Genomic DNA, 1,496 nt, shown 5'->3' with positions numbered 1-1,496 from the left:
CCCCCGCCCGGCTCGCAGTCGCTGGCGGTCTCCGCCGCCGACCGCGCCGCGGCCAGCGGTCTGGACTCCCTCGCCAAGGGTCCCGACGAGCAGTACCAGCGCCAAGCGGTGACCCCGTGGGTCAACGGCCTCTACTCGGTCGCCTACGAGCGCACCTACCGGGGCATCCCGGTGGTCGGCGGCGACGCCGTCGTACTCGCCGACGGCCAGGGCCGCGTCCGCGCGACCCAATCCTCGACCGACGCCCGCATAGCCGTCCAGATCCAGCCCGTCGTGGCGGCCGGCGCGGCGGAGGCCACGTCCAAGACCAAGCTCGCGGTCGTGGACAAGGTCGAGTCGCACCGCTTGGTCGTCCGGGTCAAGGACGGCAAGAGCGCACTGGCCTGGGAGACCGTCCTGGCCGGCCGCACCGCCACCGCGCCCAGCCGGCTGCACGTCTTCGTCGACGCGAGCACGGGCACGGTGCTCGACACCGTCGACGACGTCAAGGCCGGCAGCGCGAACAGCCAATGGAACGGCCCCAACCCGCTGACCATCGACACCACCAACAACAACGGCACATACTCCCTACGCGACCCCAACCGCCCCGGCCTGACCTGCGCCGACTACAGCACCGGCCAGATCTTCTCCAAATCCACCGACTCGTGGGGCAACGGCCAGGCCTCCAGCAAGGAAACCGGCTGCGCCGACGTCATGTGGGCGGCGCAAAAGGAATGGAACATGCTCCGCGACTGGCTCGGCCGCAACGGCCACAACGGCACCGGCGGCAGCTGGCCCGTCAAGGTCGGCCTCAACGACGTCAACGCCTACTGGGACGGCTCCTCCGTCTCCATCGGCCACAACCAGGCCAACCAGTGGATCGGCTCGATGGACGTCGTCGGCCACGAATTCGGCCACGGCATCGACCAGTTCACCCCCGGCGGCGCCGGCACCGAACCCGGCCTGGGCGAATCCACCGGCGACATCATGGGCGCGCTGACCGAGGCCTACACCAACGAACCCACACCGTACGACGTCCCCGACTACACCGTCGGCGAAGCCGTCAACCTCGTCGGCCAAGGCCCCATCCGCTACATGTACAAGCCGTCCACCAACGGCGACCCGGACTGCTACAGCTCCTCCATCCCCAACACCGAGGAACACGCCGCGGCCGGCCCGCTCAACCACTGGTTCTACCTGCTCGCCGAGGGCACCAACCCCGGCGGCGGCAAACCCACCAGCCCGACCTGCAACAACACCACCCTCACCGGCGTCGGCGTCCAACAGGCCGGCAAGATCTTCTACGGCGGCATGCTGCTCAAGACCAGCGGCATGACCTACAAGAAGTACCGCACCGCCACCCTCAACTCCGCCAAGACCCTCGACCCCACATGCGCCCTGTTCAACAAGACCAAGGCCGCCTGGGACGCGATCAGCGTGCCCGCCCAGACCGGCGACCCCACCTGCAACGGGAACCCGGGCCCCGACTTCTCGATGAGCGTCAACCCGACCTCGGG

At 69.2% G+C, this 1,496-nt stretch carries 1 protein-coding gene; it reads left to right on the top strand.

Annotation, left to right across the window (positions count from 1 at the left end):
- Positions 1–1,496, top strand: a 1,496-nt coding sequence (locus tag ABZS54_RS42915) for a M4 family metallopeptidase (RefSeq protein ID WP_355548889.1), incomplete at both ends; no start/stop codon positions are given.

Source organism: Embleya sp. NPDC005575, from assembly GCF_040605455.1.
GTDB lineage: Bacteria > Actinomycetota > Actinomycetes > Streptomycetales > Streptomycetaceae > Embleya.
The sequence above is the reverse complement of the archived record's forward strand: the minus strand, read 5'-3'. Positions and strand labels throughout refer to the sequence as shown.